The 735-nt window shown below is 34.3% G+C and carries 2 protein-coding genes; both read right to left on the bottom strand.

Annotated features, from left to right (window positions below):
- Positions 1–132: 132 nt before the first annotated feature.
- A complete protein-coding gene (locus tag L950_RS25475) occupies positions 133–312 on the bottom strand; it encodes a type II toxin-antitoxin system HicA family toxin (RefSeq protein ID WP_021190573.1) in 180 nt (59 codons plus the stop codon).
- A 221-nt stretch (positions 313–533) separates the two neighbouring features.
- Positions 534–735 (bottom strand): hypothetical protein (locus L950_RS31240; protein ID WP_037526442.1); only part of this gene is annotated, 202 nt, incomplete at its 5' end.

The raw sequence follows: 735 nt of genomic DNA, 5'->3' as shown, positions 1-735 counted from the left end.
ACAGTATCGCCACCGCCATAGATGCCTTCTGCATTCTCGGCATAGGCACTAAACATATCTTCACTGCGTTCAATAACAATTTTTAAGGTTTTCATATTTTGCTCCTTTCTATTTTCATTTGGGATCTAAGGCTTATTTAAGCCCTAGATCCTTCATGATTTTCTTGCGAAGACCTTCCCCAATTTCTTTACTTCCATGATAAGGAACTGGATATGTTCTACCCTCCTTCTCATAAATGTAGTGAGATCCACTCGTGCGGATATGGTTCCAGCCACTTTTTCGCAAAATCTTGTGGAATTCACTTGATTTCATATTGAAACAGATTTAAATGTGAGTGGATAATTTACGCCTTAAACTACCATACACATCTCGAATACCACAACACAAAGGTAGTATAAATACTACTAATAAACAAAAAATATTAAATTTTAATTTTATCTATATGTTTATGTTTTTGAATATTTAACACTAATAAAAACATAATAACAAATTACTTATCTAAAAAATGAATCTAAATTCTTCGTTTACTAACTTTAATAAACCCTTAAGAATTTTCCTTCTAAAACTTCCTCTGGTAAATCCAGGATCTGCTCGATCACGACTGTCGCAGACTCTTCCTTAAACTCGCTCATAAACGGCCATAGGTCGTTTACTTTTGTCGGGGCAAAATGCTGTATAACATCATCCACACTATTCTCAGACTTCAGGATATTGTATCCCTTATGTTTTAAGTCC

The sequence above is a fragment of the Sphingobacterium sp. IITKGP-BTPF85 genome, from assembly GCF_001006065.1.
Lineage (GTDB): Bacteria > Bacteroidota > Bacteroidia > Sphingobacteriales > Sphingobacteriaceae > Sphingobacterium > Sphingobacterium anhuiense.
The sequence above is the reverse complement of the archived record's forward strand: the minus strand, read 5'-3'. Positions and strand labels throughout refer to the sequence as shown.